This is a genomic window from Ruania alba, assembly GCF_900105765.1.
GTDB classification, from domain to species: Bacteria; Actinomycetota; Actinomycetes; order Actinomycetales; family Beutenbergiaceae; genus Ruania; species Ruania alba.
The window spans coordinates 575,748-593,407 of the sequence record NZ_FNTX01000002.1 but is presented as its reverse complement, the minus strand read 5'-3'; the positions used below and the strand labels follow the sequence as shown (position 1 = coordinate 593,407).

Here is a 17,660-nt window from a genome sequence, read left to right as displayed (position 1 = left end):
ATCGGTAGACTGGCACGCGGTGTGCCGGGAAGTCTGGTCGGCAGTGCCGCAGCGACCCTCCGGGCGCCCGACCCCTGTACAGGAGCCATATGCCGTCCACCAGCAATCCGTCACGCCGCGATCGCGCCCGTTCCTGGGTCACCCAGGAGACCACCGGGGGTTTCCTGCTCATCGGAGCAGCCGTGATCGCCCTGATCTGGGCGAACTCCCCGGTCCGGGAGTCCTACTTCTCGCTCACCGAGCTCGTGGTGGGGCCGAGTGCGATCCACCTGGACCTCTCGCTCGGCACCTGGGCGGCGGACGGGTTGCTCGCGATCTTCTTCTTCGTGGTGGGTGTGGAGCTCAAGCACGAATTCGTGGCCGGCAGCCTGCGCGACGTGAAACAGGCCGGCGTGCCGATGCTCGCCGCCGTGGGTGGGATGGCCGTTCCGGCGGCGATCTATGCCGCGGTGGTGGTGCTCGCCGGGGACCCGGGTGCGCTCAGCGGTTGGGCAATCCCCGCGGCCACCGATATCGCCTTCGCGCTCGCCGTGCTCGCCGTGTTCGGCCGCGGCCTGCCCTCTGCTTTGCGCACCTTCCTGCTCACCCTCGCCGTGGTGGACGACTTGCTCGCCATCATCGTGATCGCCGTCTTCTACACCGACGAACTGCACCTGCAGTACCTCGCCGTGGCGCTGGCTGCGGTGGCCGCCTTCGCCGTGCTGGTGCGGCTCAAGAAGATGCGCTGGTACCTGTTGCTGCCGCTGGCGCTGGTGGCTTGGGCGTTCATGCATGAGGCCGGCATCCACGCCACGATCGCCGGGGTGCTGCTCGGGCTGACCGTGCCGGCGATCATCCGGCACGGCGAGGCGCACACCCGCACCCATGAGCTCGAGCATCACATCAAGCCGATCTCGGCCGGGATCGCGCTGCCGGTCTTCGCGTTCTTCTCCGCTGGGGTCTCCGTGGTGGACGGCGGGGGTATCGGCACCATCCTCGGCCAGCCGGTGGTGCTGGCGATCGTGCTGGGCCTGATCGCCGGCAAGGTCGTCGGTGTGCTCGGCGTGACCTGGGTGGTCATCAAGATCACCCCGCTGCGACTTCCGGACCGGATCGGTGTGCGGGACCTGCTCCCGGTGGGGCTGCTCGCCGGTATCGGGTTCACCGTGGCGCTGCTCATCGCCGAACTCTCCTTCACCGACGCCGAGCACACCTCCGGGGCGAAGGCCGCGATCCTCGCCGCCTCGCTGCTGGCCGCCGTGCTCGCGGCGATCACGCTGCGCTGGGACGCGGGTGAGAAGCGCAGCCGCGACATGAACGAGGACGGTGTGCTCGACTCCGAGGGCACCGACATCGGTGACCCGGACGAGGAGACCGGACTCATTGACCCGGACCCGGGCCCGATCCCGACCGAGGGGCGCCGGCCGGACGCCACTGACTAACCTGCGGAACTATCGACGGCTCTCAGTATGCTCATGCCTCATCCGGCAGCAGTGTGCTGAGGGCCGTCGATAGTTCCGGCGTAGTGACCGAGGTCACCGCTGTTCTAGTTGGCACCTGACCGCCACAGGTCTACGTTGCCAGTCGTGCCCTCTGCCGGTCTTCCTCGCTCGCGCACGGGTGTCCGCCGCATCCTGCGGGCCATCCCGGTGCCCCAGCACCCCGCGAAAGTGCTGGCGCTCGGCTTTGCCGTCGCCATCGCCGTCGGCACCTTCCTGCTGACGCTCCCGATCGCGGTGGCCGACCCGGCCGCCGGTACCCCCACCTGGGAGCAGGCGCTGTTCACGGCGACCTCCGCGGTCTGCGTGACGGGGCTGATCGTGGTGGACACCCCCGTCTACTGGAGCGGCTTCGGGGAGGCGGTCATCGCCGTCCTGATCCAGATCGGCGGGCTCGGGATCATGACCGCCGCCACCGTGCTCGCCATCCTGATGGCCCGGCGGCTCGGGCTGCGCAGCCGGCTCGTGGCCAGCGCCTCGGTGCGCGCGGTCGGCATCGGGGACGTGCGCACCGTGGTGCTTGGTGTGGTGCGGATGAGCCTCGGCATCGAAGCGGTCGTTGCCGTCATCCTCACCACCCGGTTCTGGGTGAGCTACGAGATGGACGGCGCGAGCGCCGTCTGGAAGGGCGTGTTCACCGCCGTCTCGGCGTTCAACAATGCCGGCTTCGCCCTCGACAGCGACTCCCTGATGGGGTTTGCTACCGACCCGTGGGTGCTGGTGCCGGTGGCGCTGGCGGTGATCCTCGGAGGCCTCGGGTTCCCGGTGCTGTTCGAGCTGCGCCGGCAGTTCCGGCTCCCCGAGCAGTGGAGCATGCACACCAAGCTGGTGATCACCGGCACCGTGGCGCTGCTGCTGCTGGGCACCGTCACCCTCACAGCCCTGGAATGGAACAACCCAGGCACCCTCGGCGAATACGGCGTGGGGGAGAAGTTGCTGCTCGGCTTCTTCTCCGCCGTGATGACCCGTACCGCCGGCTTCAACGCCATCGACACCGGCGCGATGCATACCCAGGCGCTGTTCACCCAGGACATGCTGATGTTCATCGGAGGCGGACCGGCCGGCACCGCCGGCGGGGTGAAGGTGACCACGTTCCTGGTGCTGTTCTTCATCATCGTCACCGAGCTGCGCGGCGAGACCGCCGTGAACATCTTCGGCCGCCGGCTCTCCCGTGCGGTGCACCGGGAGGCGATCACCGTGGCGCTGCTCGCCGTCGCCGTGGTGGTGCTGGGCACCTGGATCCTGCTGATCGCCACGTCCTTCACCCTGGACCAGGTGTTGTTCGAAGTGGTCTCGGCGTTCGGCACGGTCGGCCTGTCCACCGGGATCACCGCTGACCTGCCTACCGGCGGCCATTTGCTCCTGGTGGGCATCATGTTCGTGGGGCGGCTCGGACCGATCACCGTCGGTTCCGCACTGGCACTCCGGACCCGCACGCTCATGTTCGAACTTCCCAAGGAAAGGCCGATCGTTGGCTGAGAACTCACGCGGGGGCGCTCCCCGCACGTCGTTGAGCCCGTCGGACTCCGTGGTCGTGGCCGGGCTCGGCCGCTTCGGCAGCGCACTGGCGATCGAGCTAGCGCAGGCCGGAGTGGACGTGCTCGGGATCGATACGGACGCGGAGATCGTCCAGGAGCTCAGCGGTGTGCTGACCCACGTGGTGCGCGCCGACTCCACCAAGAAGGACGTGCTCGAGCAACTCGCCGTACCGGAGTTCACCCATGCCGTGGTCGGCATCGGCAGCGACCTGGAGGCGTCCATCCTCACCGCCTCCTGGTTCGTGCGGTTCGATATCGGCAAGGTGTGGGCGAAGGCGATCACCGACCCGCACGGGCAGATCCTCGAGCAGATCGGGGTGCACCACGTGGTCTACCCGGAGTCGGACATGGGCCGGCGTGTGGCGCACCTGTTGCGTGGCTCGATCGCCGACTACCAGGACCTGGGCGGCGGGTTCGCCATGATCACGGCTACGGTGCCGCCGTCCTTCGTGGGCTCCTCGCTGGCAACGATCGGACTGCGCTCCAAGCACAACCTGAACGTGACCGCCGTCCGCAAGCGGGATGCCGGGTGGGCGCATGCCGACGGCGACACAGTGCTCGACTGGGGCGACACGGTGATCGTGGTCGGACCGGCGGAGAAGGCGGAACGCTTCATCGACATGGCGTGATTCCGAGCTGCCGCAGGGGTCGCGCGGGTCGCGCGGGTCGGGTATGGCGTGAGAATGGCGGCCTGTCCGACCCGCTCTGCTCGCATTCGAACGGGGTTCCGGCGCTCGAACGGGGTGCCGGGTGCCCGGAACCGCGTTCCCATGCCGAAATCGCGTTCCTACCGGGTGTGCAGGCTTCGCCGGTGCAGTTCCCGCACCTCGTCGGCCAGGTCAGGGTCAGGTCCATCCACGACGGCGTCCGGCACCACGTCCGTGATGGCCAGGGGCCGTACGGGGCCAGGTGTGAGGCCCCACTCGGCCTGCCAGGCGGTCAGCTGTGCGGAGCTGGTGGCGTAGACGATCCGGCCCAGCCCCACCCAGCCGTGCGCGGCGGAACACATCGGGCAGTGCTCGCCCGAGGTGTAGACGGTGGCAGTAGCGCGTTGGTCCGGGCGGAGATGCTGCGCCGCCCACCGGGCGATCGCGAACTCGGGGTGCTGCGTGTGGTCCCCGCCGGCCACATGGTTGTGGTCGGCGAACAGTTCGGTGCCGTCGGCGCCCACGAGCACGGACCCGAACGGCTCGTCCCCGTGCTCGAGCGCCTCGCGCGCCAGGTCGACACAGCGGCGCAGATGAGTGCGGTCCGTCTCGGTGATCACGAACGCCATGCTGCCACCGATCACCATGTGGGACCGATCGGCCGGTGTGACCATCGGGGCCCTGCGGTGAGAAGATCGAACCAGTGCCCCATCCGCCCTCGAGGAGGACCCAGACATGCCACTCCCGTACGACGATGCCCCGAAGTTCACCGCCTACGCCCACCCGGAGCGGCTGGTCACCACGTCCTGGCTGGCCGAGCACCTCGGCTCCGAGGACCTCGTAGTAGTCGAGTCCGACGAGGACGTGCTGCTCTACGACACCGGACATATCCCCGGTGCGGTGAAGATCGACTGGCACACCGACCTGAACGACCCGGTCACCCGTGACTACGTGGACGGTGAGGGGTTCGCCGCCCTGCTGTCCGCCAAGGGCATCACCCGCGACACCACGGTGGTGATCTACGGCGACAAGAACAACTGGTGGGCCGCCTACGCCCTCTGGGTGTTCACCCTGTTCGGGCACCCGGACGTGCGACTGCTCGACGGCGGTCGCGCCCTCTGGGTGGCCGAGAGCCGGGAGTTCACCAAGGAGGTGCCCAACCCGGAGCCGGCGGAGTACCCCGTGGTGGAGCGTGACGACGCCGGAGTGCGTGCCTTCAAGGAAGATGTGCTCGACTTCCTCGGCGGGCAGCTCGTGGACGTGCGCTCGCTGCCGGAGTACACCGGCGAGCGCACTCACATGCCCGACTACCCCGACGAGGGCAGCCTCCGCGGCGGACATATCCCCGGCGCTCAGTCCGTGCCGTGGGCCCGCGCTGCGAACGAGGACGGAACCTTCAAGTCCCGTGCCGAGCTCGAGGACATCTACCGGCAGGAGAAGGGCTTGAACGCCGACGAGCCGGTGATCGCGTACTGCCGGATCGGTGAGCGGTCCAGCCACACCTGGTTCGTGCTCTCCCACCTGCTGGGTTTCCCCGAGGTCCGCAATTACGACGGCTCCTGGACCGAGTGGGGCAACGCCGTGCGCGTGCCGATCATCCGCGGCGAGCAGCCCGGGGAGGTCTCTGCTCGATGACGGACGGGTCCCTTTCCCCGGCGCTCGCAGCGATCGTGGAGGACTTCAACGCCCTCGGCGAGCCGGACCGGCTGCAGCTGCTGCTGGAGTTCAGTGAAGGTCTGCCCGAGCTGCCGGAGCGGTACGCCGAGCACCCGGAGTTGCTGGAGCCGGTGCCGGAGTGCCAGTCGCCGATCTTCCTCATCACCGAGCTCGACGAGAGTGCGGGGACCGGCGGCGATGCGGTGGTGCGCCTGTTCTTCTCCGCTCCTGCGGAAGCGCCCACCACCCGGGGCTTTGCCGGCATCCTGCACGAAGGGCTCGACGGGCTCACCGCCGCCGAGGTGCTCGCCGTCCCGAACGACGTCTCCGACCGGCTCGGGCTCAGCCGAGCGATCACCCCGCTGCGTCTGCGCGGGATGGGTGGCATGCTCGGCAGGATCAAGCGGCAGGTGACTGAGAAGGCAGGCCTCTGAGGTCGCACCCCCGACCGCCCGTCGGTCAGTCGTTCTCGGACTCGTCGTACTCGATCGAGTGCACACCTGGCACGTCGGCGACGGCGGCGATCAGTGGCGAGACCGGCTCCCGGGTGGGTGAGCGGAGAGAGATGGTGGCCTGGATCTGCGTCGCCTGATCGGCCGTCGAGGTGCTTCGCGTGTTCGTCACGACCGCCTCGAAACCGTGGTCCGCGGCGACGCTCAACGTATGCCGAAGTGCGCCGGCGCCCTCCCGGTATCGGATCAGGACGGCATTCTCGCCAGGACTGCGCCGGACCCAACGGCCGAGCTTGGTCAGCACCCAGACCGCAATCAGGTAGAGCGCAGTGGCCAGGGCGGCGAGGACCGGTGCGCCGGCGCCGCAGGCCATCCCGATCGAGGCGGTCACCCAGATCGATGCCGCCGTGGTCAGCCCGGAGACGGAGTTGCGCCGCACGAAAATCACCCCGGCACCGAGGAAGCCGATGCCGGTGACGATCTGGGCAGCGATCCGGGATGGATCCACCACCACGTCCGGACCGGTCACTCCCTGGAAACCGTAGGCCGAGACCAGGGTGAACACGGCTGCTCCGAGCCCGACCAGGGTGTGGGTGCGTAGTCCCGCGCTCTTCAGGCGGCGCTGTCGTTCGAAGCCGATCGTGGCGGACAGGACGAATGCGATGCCCAGCAGTGTGAGTTCGGTGAGGGTCGATTCGCTCACCCAGACGATGTTCACGGGTACCTCCTTCGGTGGACCGATGGAAGAGGAACGTCATCTCGTCAGGGTTTCGTTCCCGCTGGAGCGACCGGATCGGGCAGGTCAGCTCAAGGACGCGCTGCTCCGGCGGATCAACTTCTCCTGGAGCGATTGCGCCACTCGGTCAGGGAGCAGCCGGGTGAGGACCGGGGGACGGTAGCTGATCGAGGTCTCCCGCCCTGCCATCGCAGCGATCGGGCGGATGCGACGGGCGCGGTCCCGCTCGTACCCTCGAAGGGCGGCCTCCAGGGCGGGGCCGCCGGTGGGCGCCGCACGCCGCAGCGCCTCGAGCAGGGCGTGCACGTCCTGCAGTGTCTGGTTCGCCCCCTGTCCCATGCTTGGCGGCATCGTGTGCGCGGCGTCGCCGAGCAACGTCAGCGTTCCGCGGCCCCACACCGGTGGTACCCGGTGGGTGTGGTGCGGGTACGGCTCGGCCATCCCTGGGGTGAGGGCCTCGAGGATGGTCGGTACTGGGTCGCCGTAGTCGGCGAACTGGTCCCGCAGTCGCTCCACTACCTCAGGAGCCGGTGCGTCCGGGCCCCAGCTGGTCTGGGCATGATCGACGTCGAACCACCAGAGCAGGCGGCCGTCGCCACAGGGCATCAGCCCGACGGCCCCGCTGCGGTCGATCATCATGCGGGTCTCGTGCGAGTCGCTGATCGTAGCCGGAACGCGGGTCACCCCCTGCCAGCTGATCCACTCGGTTGGGGTGCTCGGCACGACGCGCAGCCGGGACCGGTTTCCGTCCGCGCCCACGGCGACATCACTGAAGTACCGCTCGCCGGACGTGGTCGTCAGGGTCACACCGGCCACATCCACCTCGGCATCGGCGACGCTCGCGCTGAATCGGATCGTGCCGTCCGGGAGACCGGCGCTGAGGCGTTCGATCAGCTCGTCCCGTAGCACGGTCCGGGTCGGTGCACCCAGCCGATCCGAGATCGCGGCCACGTCCACCCGGGACAGCGACGCCCCACGACCGGTCGTGGCTTCCAGTACATCGATACGCCGGCCCAGGTCATCGATCGGGACGCCCAGCCGATTCAGCACGTCCGTACCGTTCGGCCACAACGTGAGGGCGGCACCACCGGACCGCCGCCGCGGGGCCTCCTCGAGCACGGTCACCTCGTGCCCGGCGTCCAGCAGGCCTCGTGCCAACGCCAGTCCGCCCACACCCGCACCGCTGATCGTCACGCGCATGCGCCCAGTATTCCCCCGCCGAACGCAACCCTGTGCGGCGTTCTCCGCGGAAAACGCCGCACAGAGTTGCGTTCGGCGGGGTGGGGGCCTGGCGTTGCGGCGGGGTGGGGAGTGGTCGGCCGGGGTGGAGGTTAGTGGTGGGGGTCAGTGGAGCCCGTGCCCCGCGATCATCGACGGGTCCGCCGACTCACCTGGCTCCACCACGACGAACTGGCCCATCAGCCCCTCGTCCTCGTGCCGGAGCAGGTGGCAGTGGTACATGTATGGCCACTGCGGGTCCGCGTAGTCCTCGAAGGTCATGATCAGCTCCACCGCACGCCCGGGCTCCAGGTACACGGTGTCCTTGCGACCTCCCAGCTCCGGCGGCGGCTCCGACCCGCCGACGCTGAGTACCTCGAACTGCACGTCGTGCACGTGGAAGTTGTGCGGCGACAGGTCGTCGTTGATCACGGTCCAGATCTCGGTGGTGCCCACCTCGACGGTCTCGTCGATGCGCGCCATGTCCATCTCTGCGCCGTTGATCTCCCGGTCTGAGAGCCGGAACTCCCGCCGCACCGTTGCGCTCGCGGCATCCAGTCCGAACGTGGCCAGCTCACCGGGTACCTCCGGCGAGGCCGACAGCTCCCCTTCCGCCACGATCCGCAGCACGTCGAAGGCGTCGTTCGCGCCGACGGCGAAGGGCACCACCACGTTGCCCAGCTCCGGTTCGAAGGAGTGCAGCATCACCTCCTCGCCAGGCTCCATCGCCAGCACCACCTCGGCTCGCTCGCCGGGGGAGAGGCGCACCTGCTCCAGCTCCACCGGCTGGCGCAACAGGCCGCCATCGGTGGCCACCAGGGTGACCGTACGGCCGGGCAGCCCGAGCGAGTAGGTGCGGGCGGTGGAGGCATTCAGCAACCGCAGTCGCACCCGCTCGGTACTGACCTGCAGCACTGGACCCACTACCCCGTTCACGGTGACGACGTCCCCTAGCAGCCCGACCTCGTTGCCGCCGTCGTCGATCACCAGCTCCCCGCCGTCGGAGAAGCTCTTGTCACCGATCACCACCGGGACGTCGTCCACCCCGTAGGTGTGCGGCAGCTGCTCCTCGACTGCCGCCTCCGCAGACCCGGGCGCCGGGTCCAGGTAGAACAGTCCGGCCAGCCCGCGGTAGACGTGCCGTTCCGTGGCCCCGTGCGGGTGCGGGTGGTACCAGAGCGTGCAGGGCGCCTGGTCGAGGAGCCATTCGGCCCGCCAGGTGTCACCGGGCTCGATCATCTGGTGCGGTCCGCCGTCCATGTCCGGCGGCAGGTGCATCCCGTGCCAGTGCGCGCTGGTCGACTCGTCCAGCTCGTTCGTCACCTCGACAGCCACCCGCTCGCCCACCGTCGCCCGCACGGTCGGGCCACCGTACGGTCCGTCGAAGCCCCAGGTGGACACGTCCTCGCCGGCGCGGAACTGGTGGGTGCCCGCCTGTGCGGTGATCCGGAGCACCCGTATCCCGTCGACGAGCTCCGACTCGGCCAGCGGCGGGATGGGTAGCGCCGCGTCGAACCGCTCGGGTTCACTCACCGCACTCGTGCTTGCCGTATTGCACCCGGCGAGGGTGATCGCCGCGGCACCCGCGCCGGTCACCGCGAGGAACGCGCGGCGGGAGAGCCCGGTCATCGGGTGCCTCCGGCCACGCCGCGGGCACGCTGCACGCCGGCCGCCACCAGCCCCGCGAGGGCTCCGAGCAGCGTCTGGCTCCCGACCATCTCCACGGCCACCAACGGCAGCGCGAATGCCGGCGCCCCACTCAGGCCCCCGCTCTCGGCGCCGAGCCCGGTCACCACCACGGACGCCACCAGGGTGATCACCCCGGCCGCCAGTCCGGTCAGGGTCAGGGTGGCGATCGGCCGGGCTACCCGGCCCAGCCCGACCACACCGATCCAGGCGCCACCGATGAGTGTGATCAGAAGCAGCGCGCGGGCCGGGTTGCCGATCGCATCGGCGAGGCCGGTCACGCTCGTCAATGGCCACAGCAACGTCAGGGCGGCGAGACCGAACACCAGCGGCCATGCGATGGGGGACGGGGTCCGGATGGACCGGGGCGAGCGGGGTACGTCTGGGGGTGATTCGTCATGGCTACGACGCTAGGAATCACGCGTCCTCGCCACATCCACCCCCTGTGGTCTCGTGCACTCGCCCCGTGCGGACAGGAGGTGTCGCTTGCAGGCGACACCGCACTCAGGGGACGTACCCCCTGCGGTGGATGTGCGCCGTCGGTGGCACTTCATACGCTGGAGCGGTGACCGACACTCCGCACCCCTTCGGTGTGAGCCCCCGCGTGCTCGACGCGCTGCTCGGCATCGGGGTGGCCCTCGGGGTGGCCCTGGTGATCGCCGCCGAGGCCGACAGCGATCCGGGCGGGCCGCCTGCCGCCTACCTGTTCGCCGTCGCGTTCGGCGCTCTGATGGTGTGGCGCCGGCGCGTGCCGCGCGTGGTCCTCACGCTGACCGTGCTGGGGATCTTCACCTACTACGCGCTCGGCTTCCCGCCGATCGGGATCGCCTGGCCGGCCGTGGCCGCGACGTACTCTGCCGCCGAACAGGGCCGCACCCGGACGGCGATCATCGCCGGCGCTGTGCTGGTGGCGGTGGCGGCGTTCTTCCGGATCGACGAGGGCCTCCCGACGGCGTATCTCATCTCCTACGAGATGTTCACCAACGTCGCCCTGCTCGCCGCCGCGATCGCGCTCGGGGTGAGTGTGCGCACCCGCCGGCAGGCCCGTGCGCAGCAGGCCCGCATCCTCGAGCTGACCACGGCCGAGCAGGAACGCCGTGCCGCTGCCCGCCTGCAGGACGAGCGCGTGCAGATCGCCCGCGACCTGCATGATTCGATCGGGCACAGCCTTTCCGTGGTGTCGATGAATGCCGGTGTCGCCGCAGAGGCGCTCGGCCGTGATCGCCCGACGGCGGAACGCGCCCTGGCGCAGATCCGTGAGTCCGCAGGCCAGACGTTGCGTGAGCTGCGCGCCACCGTGCGGCTGCTGCGCACCGCCCCGGACTCCAGCGAGCCGATCACAGCGCCTGGTCTCGCGGGTATCGCCCCGCTCCTGGAGGCCGCCCGGGGTGCCGGACTGCAGGTGGACGCGGACGTGCAGGTCCCCGAGGGGGCACTGTCCGGACCGATCGACGCGGCCGCCTTCCGCATCGTGCAGGAGTCCCTCACGAACGTGATCCGGCACTCCGGCGCCACTCACGTCACGGTTACTGCCGCACTCGAGGGCGCCAGCCTGGTGCTGGAGATCCGGGACGACGGCCGCGGGGCCCCCGCAGCACAGGGCAGCGATGGCGCACCTCAGGCGACCACCACCGACGGTGCCGGCGACTCGCGAACGCACGCTCCGCCGTCGGGAATCACCGGCATGCGCGAAAGGGCCACGCTGCTCGGCGGCACCCTCATGGCAGGGCGCACCGGGGACCAGGGTTTTGCCGTTAAGGCCGAGTTGCCTGGCAGGCTGCAGCCATGATCTCCCTGGCGCTCGTGGACGACTCCACCCTGGTGCGCACCGGTCTGCGCACCCTGGCCACCCACGACGGCGACATCGAGGTGGTCGCCGAGGCCGGCACCGGGCGGGCCGGGGTGGCCGAGGTGCGCCGCACCCGTCCGGACGTGGTGTTGATGGACCTGCGGATGCCCGAGATGGACGGCATCGAGGCCACTCAGGCGATCTGCGCGGACCCGGAGCTGGACCAGGTGCGGGTGCTGGTGCTGACCACCTTCGACGAGGACGCCGAGATCCTCGCCGCGGTCCGCGCCGGGGCCAGCGGGTACCTGCTCAAAGATGTCGCGCCCGAGGAGCTGCGCGAGGCGATCCGGACCGTGGCAGCGGGGGAGCGGGCACTGGGTTCGGCAGCCCTACGTGCGCTGGTGCAGGCGGTCAGCGAGCACCGAGCCGCCAACCCCGACGAGACGACGCTCGCCCGGCTCGCCGGCCTCACTGACCGGGAACGCGAGGTGCTGGCCTGCGTGGGGCGCGGGCAGTCGAACGACGAGATCGCCACCGCACTGTTCGTCAGTCCGGCCACCGCGCGCACCTACGTCAGCCGGCTACTCGCCAAGCTCGACGCCCGCGACCGATCCCAGCTCGTGGTGCTCGCCTACGAGACGCACCTGGTGCGCCCGGGGGAGCAGTGAGAAGCGTCAGCGCCCGTCCTTGATCTTGCCCAGGACCAGGCCCGCCACCAATCCGAGGGCCACGCCGATAGCGATCCCCACGGGAAGGTTGTCCATCGCGACCCCGAGCGCAGCGCCGACACCGATGCCGAGGGCGAGACCCACGCCCAGCCACTGGTTCGGGTCACCCTTCGGGTCCACAGGTTCCTGTTCGTCCTGCTCGCTGCCGCCCATGCGGGGACGCTATCAAGAGCCGTACGATCACCGGCATGAGCGACTGGCCGTGGGCGCATCAGTTCGCGCCGGAGAACCTCTACCTGAACACCGCCTCCGCAGGGCTCCCGCCACAGCGCACCGTGGCGGCCCTGCGCACGCACCTGGACCGGTGGAGCGCCGGTCGCGTCCAGGCGCCCGAGTTCGACGAGGTGGTGGATCGGTGCCGCGAGCTGTACGCCGCACTGGTGGGGCTCGATCCGGCCACGATCGCCGTGGGCAGTCAGGTCTCGGCGATGGTGGCACCGGTGGCGGACTGGGTGCCCGACGGCGCCGAAGTGCTGGTGGCCGCCGGCGAGTTCACCTCTGTCTCGTTCCCGTTCCTCGCCCAGTCCCATCGCGGCGTGCGGGTGCGGGAGGTGCCTCTGGCCGAACTCCCGACGGCGGTCGGTCCCGACACGGCGCTCGTCGCCGTGGCCGCCGTGCAGTCCGCCGACGGTGCTCTCGTTGACCTGCCCGCGCTACGTGCCGCGTGTCGGGCGCGCAGCGCCGAGATCCTGCTCGACCTCACCCAGTCTGCTGGGTGGCTGCCGGTGGACCTCGACGGTGTGGCGTTCACCGTCTCCGGCGGATACAAGTGGCTGCTGGCTCCCCGGGGCACCGGCTACCTGAGCGTCCGAGGGGATCTGACGGACGCCGTCGTGCCGGGGCAGGCCGGCTGGTACGCGGGTGAGGACCGCTGGTCGGCCATCTACGGCGGGCCGCTGCGCCTGGCGGCGGGCGCCCGCAGGTTCGACGTGTCCCCGGCGTGGCCGGCCTGGGTAGGAGCCGAACCCTCGCTGCAGCTGCTCACCGAGATCGGCCCGACGGCGTTGCACCAGCACGCGGTGGGCCTCGCCCGGAGGTTCACCTCGGCGCTGGGCGTGGCGCCCACCGATTCGGCGATCGTCTCGTTGGGCGTGGACGAGGCAGGCGTGGCGGCGCTCGCGGACGCGGGAGTCATCACCGCGGCCCGAGCGGGGAAGGTGCGATTCTCGTTCCACGTCCACAATGTCGAGACGGACGCCGACCGGACGGCCGAGCTGCTGGCCGGGCACGTGGTCTGACGCGGGCAGGTGACGACCTGGCCGACGTCATAGGCGGGTGCGATGATGACCGTTATGGACCCGGCGGTGACCCAGCTCCTCGATATCTCGGTCGAGGCGCTGCGTGCTGCCGGGGCGCAGTTCGGCTATCTCCATGGCAGCCATGCCACCGATCGTGCGCGGGCGGACTCGGACGTGGATGTGGCCGCATACTTCGGCCGTCGTGATGTGCTCGGCTCGGATCTGCTGCTCCCTGCTGGTGCGGACCTGCTGGTGCTGGACTCGGCACCGCTCGAGCTTGCCGGCAGAGTTGCCGCAACCGGGGTGCTGCTGTTCGAGGTAGATCCGGACCTGCGGGTCCGGTGGGAAGCCATGACGCGGAAGATCTACTTCGACGAGCGCCCGCGGTTTGAACGAGCCCATCGCGAGTTCATCGCGAGCGTGCGCCATGGCTGATCAGGTGCGTGTACAGCGCTTGTTGCGCCGGATCAGCGACGAGGTCACGGTCCTGGAGTGGGAGGCGCTCGCTGACGATGCGCGCCGTCAGGATGTGATGTGGCTGCGCGGTGTGAAGTACTCCTTCGTCACCGCCATCGAGTCCTGCATGGATGTGGCGCAGCACCTCTGTGCCGTCTCTGGGTGGGGGCCTCCGGCGGACAATGGTGACGCGGTTCGGCTCCTGGCGACGCACGGGGTGCTCGATGCCGAGTTGGCAGTGTCGGTCCGGCAGTCCGTCGGATTCCGGAACATCCTTGTGTACGAGTACGCCGATGTCGACGACGAGATCGTGATCCGGCGGTTGTCCTCGCTGGAGCCTCCTACCGCGTTCGTGGCACAGGTGGCCGGTTTCATCGCCGAGGACTGATCGCACTCCTCGACCGCCCGTTGACCATGGTCCCGCCCTAGGGTTGGGGGATGGAGCGGCCTCGCGAGGCACCGAGGCCCGTCGGCGGCGCCGCGGCGGGATCTGTGGCTGTGTTCGTTGTGGCCACTGCTGCGGGGGCGATCGCGCGCAGCGGTCTGGCGGGTAGCCCGGTCCCGGTTCCGGGGAGCCCCGGTGTGGCCGAGTACTTCGCTGCGCACCCGGTGCAGGTCCTGGTCTCCGGGGCCGCCGCCCTGGTGGCAGCGGCGGCGCTCGCCGTGCTCGGTGTGGCCTTCGCGATGGCCATGCCCCTGCCGGCCCGCACCCGGATTGCTCACTGGGGGGCCGTCGTCATGCTCGGCGTGGCGGGCGTGGGCGCGTTGGTGCTGGCGGTGCTCGGCTCGGTGCTCGCACCCGCAGGCGTGCAGGGGGTGTACACGCTCACGGCGCTTGCCGGTGGGGTTCTGCACGTGGCCACCCTCGGCCTGTACCTGGCCCTGCTCGCCCGTTCCTATGCGTGGAGCCCTGCGGTGCGAGTGCTCGGAGCGATCGCGGGATGGTTCGCGGTGGCGTGCCTGCTCACGATCGGGGTCCGTGAGCTCGCGGCGGTCACGGCGCTCGCGTGGGTCGCCTGCCTGCTCTGGCTGGTGGTGGCTGCCCACCAGGTGGCGTTCCGGCAGCGCTGACCCGCGCCGATGGTGAGGTCAGCCCTCGGCGCCGATGGCCTTCGCGAAGCAGCGCGAGTCCAGCTCGTCCTCGTACGGCGGGTAGTTGTCGATGATCCGATACCCCTCGGAGGTGTACAGACCGATCGCCTCCGGCTGTTGGATGCCGGTCTCGAGCACGAGCTGGCCGAGCTTGCGCTCCTGCGCTGCCGCTTCCAGGGCACGCAGGATCTCCTTACCGATGCCCCGGCGGCGGTGGTCCGGGTGCACGAACATCCGGTTCAGCTCGCCGGTGCCGGCGTCGAACGCCGGAGCTGGGTCGCGCAGCACACCGCAGGCCACTGCAGTACCGTCGTCGTCCCGTGCCAGGACGGCCACCGTGACGGTCTCGGCGTCCAGGTGGTTGTCGTGGTCCTGATCGTCGTAGCGGGAGTCCACTTCCGTCTCCTGGTCGCTGACCAGGCGCTGCAAGTCCGGGTCCGTCCAGTCGACGCGTTCCATGGCGACCATGGCACCTCCATGAGTGAGTGCGGGGCGGAAATTTACTCGTTCTTGGCACGCTTGGGAAGCAGAGCGCGAATCACACGGTATCCCACGGCGAGCGCGGCGGTCGTCCCGCCGACGAGCATGAGGGCCGTCCCGAGTCGTCTCTGCCAGTTCCCGGGTGGTACTCCCCGCTCGTCAGCGGGGTGTAGGCGAACCACGTATCGGGCGCCGTGCGAAACACGACGAATCCGACGATCGCCGCCGCGCAGCTCCCGACGACCCACCTTCCCGACCCCCGCATGGTCCGGAGTATTTCACCCCGGTGGCGTGGTCGGGGGAAGAATCGTGCAGCTCAGGCGGAGGCGGCCAGCGGGTGCCAGTGCTCGCGCCGGAGTGCGAACTGCCGGTACGTGGCTGGCTGCCCGTCGAACGCGCCGCTCGCCCCGGAGCCGGTCTCGACCATCCCGATGCGGGCCAGGATACGGACCGAGGCCGCGTTGGTGTCGTACGCCTCCGCCCACACCCGGTGCAGGCCGAGCACGTCGAAGCCGTGCGCCAGGCCTGCTGCTGCGGCGGCTGCCCCGAGCCCGCGTCCCCATCGGTCCTGCGGGCCCACCAGGAAGCCGAGCTCGCGAGTGTCCCCGTGACCGTGCAGGTCCACATACCCGCACAGCTCGCCCTCGTGCTCCACCCCGAGGCGGAGCAGGTCCTGCGGCGGGTCGGCGATCAGGTCACGCCAGAACGCGCGGTACTCGGCCACCGACCAGTCGGGAGACCACTCGGCCAACTCACGGAACCGCGTGTCGAGGGCCCAGGAGGAGAGCACCGCCACATCGGCATCGATCAACGGACGCAGGCGCACGCAGGGCGCCGGTTTGCCAGACATCGCAGGCCACCGTAGCGGGTGTACGGCTCCGCGCCCACCCGGCAACAGAGTGAGATGGTTCACGGCCCGATACTTTTCGGCGTCTGCGGGCGCACGGGCCCTGTCGCGCCAGTACAGTCGGTGCTGTGACTTCACACTATGACCTCGTTGTTCTCGGAGCAGGCCCCGGTGGGTACATCGCCGCGATTCGCGCAGCTCAGCAGGGGCTGAATGTCGCCGTCGTGGAGAAGCAGTACTGGGGTGGTGTCTGCTTGAACGTGGGCTGTATCCCCTCCAAGGCACTGCTGCGGAACGCTGAACTCGCGCACACGCTGAACCACGAGAAGGACAAGTACGGCATCACCGGCGATGCCTCGATGTCCTACGGGCCCACGCATGCCCGCAGCCGGCAGGTCTCGGCCGGCATCGTCAAGGGCGTGCACTTCCTGATGAAGAAGAACAAGATCACCGAGGTGGACGGCTGGGGCACGATCACCTCGCCCACCTCCATGTCGGTGGCCGCCGACGACGGCTCCACCACCGAACTCACCTTCGGCCACCTGATCATCGCCACCGGTGCCACCACGAAGAAGCTGCCCGGGGTGGAGCTGAGCAAGAACGTGGTGACCTACGAGGAACAGATCCTCGACGACGAGCTGCCCGGATCGGTGATCGTCGCCGGCTCCGGCGCCATCGGCGTGGAGTTCGCGTACGTGCTGAAGAACTTCGGCGTGGACGTCACCATCGTGGAATTCCTCGACCGGATGGTGCCCACCGAGGACCCGGAGATCTCCAAGGAGCTCGCCAAGCACTACAAGAAACTTGGTGTGACGGTGATGACCTCCACCAAGGTCGAGGCCGTGGAGGACACCGGTTCCGGCGTGAAGGTGACCGTGAGCCCGGCCAAGGGGGGCGACCAACAGGTGCTCGAGGCCGACCGGCTGCTCTCCGCGATCGGGTTCGCGCCGCGCCTGGAGGGCTACGGCCTGGAGAACATCGGCGTGGCCACCGAGCGCGGCGCCATCGTGGTGGATGCGCGCGGGCGCACGAACGTGGAGAACGTCTACGCCATCGGAGATGTCACCGGCAAGCTGATGCTCGCGCACACGGCCGAGGCGATGGGCGTGGTGGCCGCCGAGACCATCGGCGGCGCTGAGACGCAGGAGATCGAGTTCGACTTCATCCCGCGCGCCACCTACTGCCAGCCGCAGATCGCCTCCTTCGGCTACACCGAGGAGCAGGCGAAGGAGAAGGGCTACGACGTCAAGGTCGCGAAGTTCCCGTTCACCGCGAACGGCAAGGCGATGGGCCTGGGCGAGCCGGTCGGTTTCGTCAAGGTGGTGGCCGACGCGCAATACAACGAGATCATCGGCGCCCACCTGATCGGCCCGGACGTGACCGAGTTGCTCCCGGTGCTCAACCTCGCGCAGCGGTGGGACCTCACCGCGGACGAGGTCTCCCGGAACGTGTTCGCGCACCCGACCCTGGGTGAGGCCGTCAAGGAGGCCGTGCACGGGATCTCCGGGCACATGCTGAACCTGTAGCACCCAGCCACGCACTCAGGCCACGCCCGACGGCGGAGCTCACCTCCGCCGTCGGGCGTGGCCTTGTGTGTGTGGGCGTACCCGGTGTGAACG

The 17,660-nt window shown here is 69.6% G+C and carries 20 protein-coding genes; 12 read left to right on the top strand and 8 right to left on the bottom strand.

Annotation, left to right across the window (positions count from 1 at the left end):
• Positions 1-89: 89 nt before the first annotated feature.
• The 3 genes from nhaA to BLU77_RS13215 all read left to right on the top strand — a co-directional run bounded on the left by nhaA (position 90) and on the right by BLU77_RS13215 (position 3,645).
• Complete coding sequence (gene nhaA, locus BLU77_RS13225) at positions 90-1,421, top strand: Na+/H+ antiporter NhaA (RefSeq protein WP_089773592.1); 1,332 nt, start codon at positions 90-92, stop codon at positions 1,419-1,421.
• 144 nt (positions 1,422-1,565) lie between these two features.
• On the top strand, positions 1,566-2,957 hold the full coding sequence (locus BLU77_RS13220; protein ID WP_245708854.1) for a TrkH family potassium uptake protein: 1,392 nt from the start codon (positions 1,566-1,568) through the stop codon (positions 2,955-2,957).
• Positions 2,950-3,645 (top strand): potassium channel family protein, encoded by a 696-nt coding sequence (locus BLU77_RS13215; protein ID WP_217632453.1) that lies wholly within the window; start codon positions 2,950-2,952, stop codon positions 3,643-3,645. The genes BLU77_RS13220 and BLU77_RS13215 overlap by 8 nt, the downstream gene beginning before the upstream one ends.
• 158 nt (positions 3,646-3,803) lie before the next feature.
• Here the strand turns inward: BLU77_RS13215 and BLU77_RS13210 are convergent, their stop codons facing one another.
• Positions 3,804-4,292 carry a nucleoside deaminase gene (locus BLU77_RS13210; RefSeq protein WP_217632452.1) on the bottom strand — a complete coding sequence of 163 codons (489 nt, stop codon included), beginning with the start codon at positions 4,290-4,292 and terminating at the stop codon, positions 3,804-3,806.
• 106 nt (positions 4,293-4,398) lie between these two features.
• Here BLU77_RS13210 and BLU77_RS13205 point away from each other — a divergent pair, with 106 nt between their 5' ends.
• Together BLU77_RS13205 and BLU77_RS13200 are read left to right on the top strand one after the other, a co-directional pair.
• Complete coding sequence (locus tag BLU77_RS13205; RefSeq protein WP_089773590.1) at positions 4,399-5,298, top strand: sulfurtransferase; 900 nt, start codon at positions 4,399-4,401, stop codon at positions 5,296-5,298.
• Positions 5,295-5,753, top strand: coding sequence for a SufE family protein (locus tag BLU77_RS13200; RefSeq protein ID WP_089773589.1), 459 nt, complete (start codon positions 5,295-5,297; stop codon positions 5,751-5,753). Before BLU77_RS13205 ends, BLU77_RS13200 begins: the two co-directional genes overlap by 4 nt.
• A gap of 25 nt (positions 5,754-5,778) precedes the next feature.
• Here the strand turns inward: BLU77_RS13200 and BLU77_RS13195 are convergent, their stop codons facing one another.
• From BLU77_RS13195 to BLU77_RS13180, 4 genes are all read right to left on the bottom strand, one after another.
• Positions 5,779-6,489 (bottom strand): MgtC/SapB family protein, encoded by a 711-nt coding sequence (locus tag BLU77_RS13195; protein ID WP_089773588.1) that lies wholly within the window; start codon positions 6,487-6,489, stop codon positions 5,779-5,781.
• An 84-nt stretch (positions 6,490-6,573) separates the two neighbouring features.
• On the bottom strand, positions 6,574-7,707 hold the full coding sequence (locus tag BLU77_RS13190; RefSeq protein ID WP_089773587.1) for an FAD-dependent oxidoreductase: 1,134 nt from the start codon (positions 7,705-7,707) through the stop codon (positions 6,574-6,576).
• A gap of 144 nt (positions 7,708-7,851) precedes the next feature.
• Complete coding sequence (locus BLU77_RS13185; RefSeq protein WP_089773586.1) at positions 7,852-9,354, bottom strand: multicopper oxidase domain-containing protein; 1,503 nt, start codon at positions 9,352-9,354, stop codon at positions 7,852-7,854.
• Entirely contained in the window at positions 9,351-9,737 is a 387-nt protein-coding gene (locus tag BLU77_RS13180) for a hypothetical protein (protein ID WP_089773585.1), read from the bottom strand. The genes BLU77_RS13185 and BLU77_RS13180 overlap by 4 nt, the downstream gene beginning before the upstream one ends.
• A 239-nt stretch (positions 9,738-9,976) precedes the next feature.
• Between BLU77_RS13180 and BLU77_RS13175 the strand changes: the two genes are divergently transcribed.
• Together BLU77_RS13175 and BLU77_RS13170 are read left to right on the top strand one after the other, a co-directional pair.
• Positions 9,977-11,200: a sensor histidine kinase gene (locus tag BLU77_RS13175; protein ID WP_245708853.1), complete on the top strand. Its 1,224-nt coding sequence runs from the start codon at positions 9,977-9,979 to the stop codon at positions 11,198-11,200.
• Positions 11,197-11,868 carry a response regulator transcription factor gene (locus tag BLU77_RS13170; protein ID WP_089773583.1) on the top strand — a complete coding sequence of 224 codons (672 nt, stop codon included), beginning with the start codon at positions 11,197-11,199 and terminating at the stop codon, positions 11,866-11,868. Before BLU77_RS13175 ends, BLU77_RS13170 begins: the two co-directional genes overlap by 4 nt.
• A gap of 6 nt (positions 11,869-11,874) precedes the next feature.
• Here the strand turns inward: BLU77_RS13170 and BLU77_RS13165 are convergent, their stop codons facing one another.
• Positions 11,875-12,081 carry a glycine zipper domain-containing protein gene (locus tag BLU77_RS13165; protein ID WP_089773582.1) on the bottom strand — a complete coding sequence of 69 codons (207 nt, stop codon included), beginning with the start codon at positions 12,079-12,081 and terminating at the stop codon, positions 11,875-11,877.
• 35 nt (positions 12,082-12,116) lie between these two features.
• Between BLU77_RS13165 and BLU77_RS13160 the strand changes: the two genes are divergently transcribed.
• The 4 genes from BLU77_RS13160 to BLU77_RS13145 are packed head-to-tail and all read left to right on the top strand — an operon-like array spanning position 12,117 to position 14,693.
• Positions 12,117-13,166 carry an aminotransferase class V-fold PLP-dependent enzyme gene (locus BLU77_RS13160; protein WP_089773581.1) on the top strand — a complete coding sequence of 350 codons (1,050 nt, stop codon included), beginning with the start codon at positions 12,117-12,119 and terminating at the stop codon, positions 13,164-13,166.
• Between the two features lie 45 nt (positions 13,167-13,211).
• Entirely contained in the window at positions 13,212-13,601 is a 390-nt protein-coding gene (locus BLU77_RS13155; RefSeq protein WP_217632451.1) for a nucleotidyltransferase domain-containing protein, read from the top strand.
• Positions 13,594-14,010, top strand: a complete 417-nt coding sequence (gene hepT / locus BLU77_RS13150; RefSeq protein WP_089773579.1) for a type VII toxin-antitoxin system HepT family RNase toxin — start codon at positions 13,594-13,596, stop codon at positions 14,008-14,010. Before BLU77_RS13155 ends, hepT begins: the two co-directional genes overlap by 8 nt.
• A gap of 50 nt (positions 14,011-14,060) precedes the next feature.
• Complete coding sequence (locus tag BLU77_RS13145) at positions 14,061-14,693, top strand: hypothetical protein (protein WP_139177765.1); 633 nt, start codon at positions 14,061-14,063, stop codon at positions 14,691-14,693.
• 18 nt (positions 14,694-14,711) lie between these two features.
• On the opposite strand, the gene BLU77_RS13140 is transcribed toward BLU77_RS13145, so the two are convergent.
• Both BLU77_RS13140 and BLU77_RS13135 read right to left on the bottom strand, forming a co-directional pair.
• Positions 14,712-15,182 (bottom strand): GNAT family N-acetyltransferase, encoded by a 471-nt coding sequence (locus BLU77_RS13140; RefSeq protein ID WP_089773577.1) that lies wholly within the window; start codon positions 15,180-15,182, stop codon positions 14,712-14,714.
• 328 nt (positions 15,183-15,510) lie between these two features.
• Positions 15,511-16,044 (bottom strand): GNAT family N-acetyltransferase, encoded by a 534-nt coding sequence (locus BLU77_RS13135; protein ID WP_089773576.1) that lies wholly within the window; start codon positions 16,042-16,044, stop codon positions 15,511-15,513.
• 125 nt (positions 16,045-16,169) lie between these two features.
• Here BLU77_RS13135 and lpdA point away from each other — a divergent pair, with 125 nt between their 5' ends.
• Positions 16,170-17,567 carry a dihydrolipoyl dehydrogenase gene (gene lpdA / locus BLU77_RS13130; RefSeq protein ID WP_089773575.1) on the top strand — a complete coding sequence of 466 codons (1,398 nt, stop codon included), beginning with the start codon at positions 16,170-16,172 and terminating at the stop codon, positions 17,565-17,567.
• The last annotated feature ends 93 nt before the right edge of the window (positions 17,568-17,660 follow it).

What these genes read in the sequence shown, in the direction of transcription:
- BLU77_RS13140 (WP_089773577.1), bottom strand. Translation starts at nt 15,182, where the DNA reads ATGGTCGCCATGGAACGCGTCGACTGGACGGACCCGGACTTGCAGCGC.
- BLU77_RS13200 (WP_089773589.1), top strand. Translation starts at nt 5,295, where the DNA reads ATGACGGACGGGTCCCTTTCCCCGGCGCTCGCAGCGATCGTGGAGGAC.
- BLU77_RS13170 (WP_089773583.1), top strand. Translation starts at nt 11,197, where the DNA reads ATGATCTCCCTGGCGCTCGTGGACGACTCCACCCTGGTGCGCACCGGT.
- BLU77_RS13165 (WP_089773582.1), bottom strand. Translation starts at nt 12,081, where the DNA reads ATGGGCGGCAGCGAGCAGGACGAACAGGAACCTGTGGACCCGAAGGGT.
- BLU77_RS13185 (WP_089773586.1), bottom strand. Translation starts at nt 9,354, where the DNA reads ATGACCGGGCTCTCCCGCCGCGCGTTCCTCGCGGTGACCGGCGCGGGT.
- BLU77_RS13155 (WP_217632451.1), top strand. Translation starts at nt 13,212, where the DNA reads ATGACCGTTATGGACCCGGCGGTGACCCAGCTCCTCGATATCTCGGTC.
- BLU77_RS13190 (WP_089773587.1), bottom strand. Translation starts at nt 7,707, where the DNA reads ATGCGCGTGACGATCAGCGGTGCGGGTGTGGGCGGACTGGCGTTGGCA.
- hepT (WP_089773579.1), top strand. Translation starts at nt 13,594, where the DNA reads ATGGCTGATCAGGTGCGTGTACAGCGCTTGTTGCGCCGGATCAGCGAC.
- BLU77_RS13160 (WP_089773581.1), top strand. Translation starts at nt 12,117, where the DNA reads ATGAGCGACTGGCCGTGGGCGCATCAGTTCGCGCCGGAGAACCTCTAC.
- BLU77_RS13135 (WP_089773576.1), bottom strand. Translation starts at nt 16,044, where the DNA reads ATGTCTGGCAAACCGGCGCCCTGCGTGCGCCTGCGTCCGTTGATCGAT.
- nhaA (WP_089773592.1), top strand. Translation starts at nt 90, where the DNA reads ATGCCGTCCACCAGCAATCCGTCACGCCGCGATCGCGCCCGTTCCTGG.
- BLU77_RS13205 (WP_089773590.1), top strand. Translation starts at nt 4,399, where the DNA reads ATGCCACTCCCGTACGACGATGCCCCGAAGTTCACCGCCTACGCCCAC.
- BLU77_RS13210 (WP_217632452.1), bottom strand. Translation starts at nt 4,292, where the DNA reads ATGGCGTTCGTGATCACCGAGACGGACCGCACTCATCTGCGCCGCTGT.
- BLU77_RS13145 (WP_139177765.1), top strand. Translation starts at nt 14,061, where the DNA reads ATGGAGCGGCCTCGCGAGGCACCGAGGCCCGTCGGCGGCGCCGCGGCG.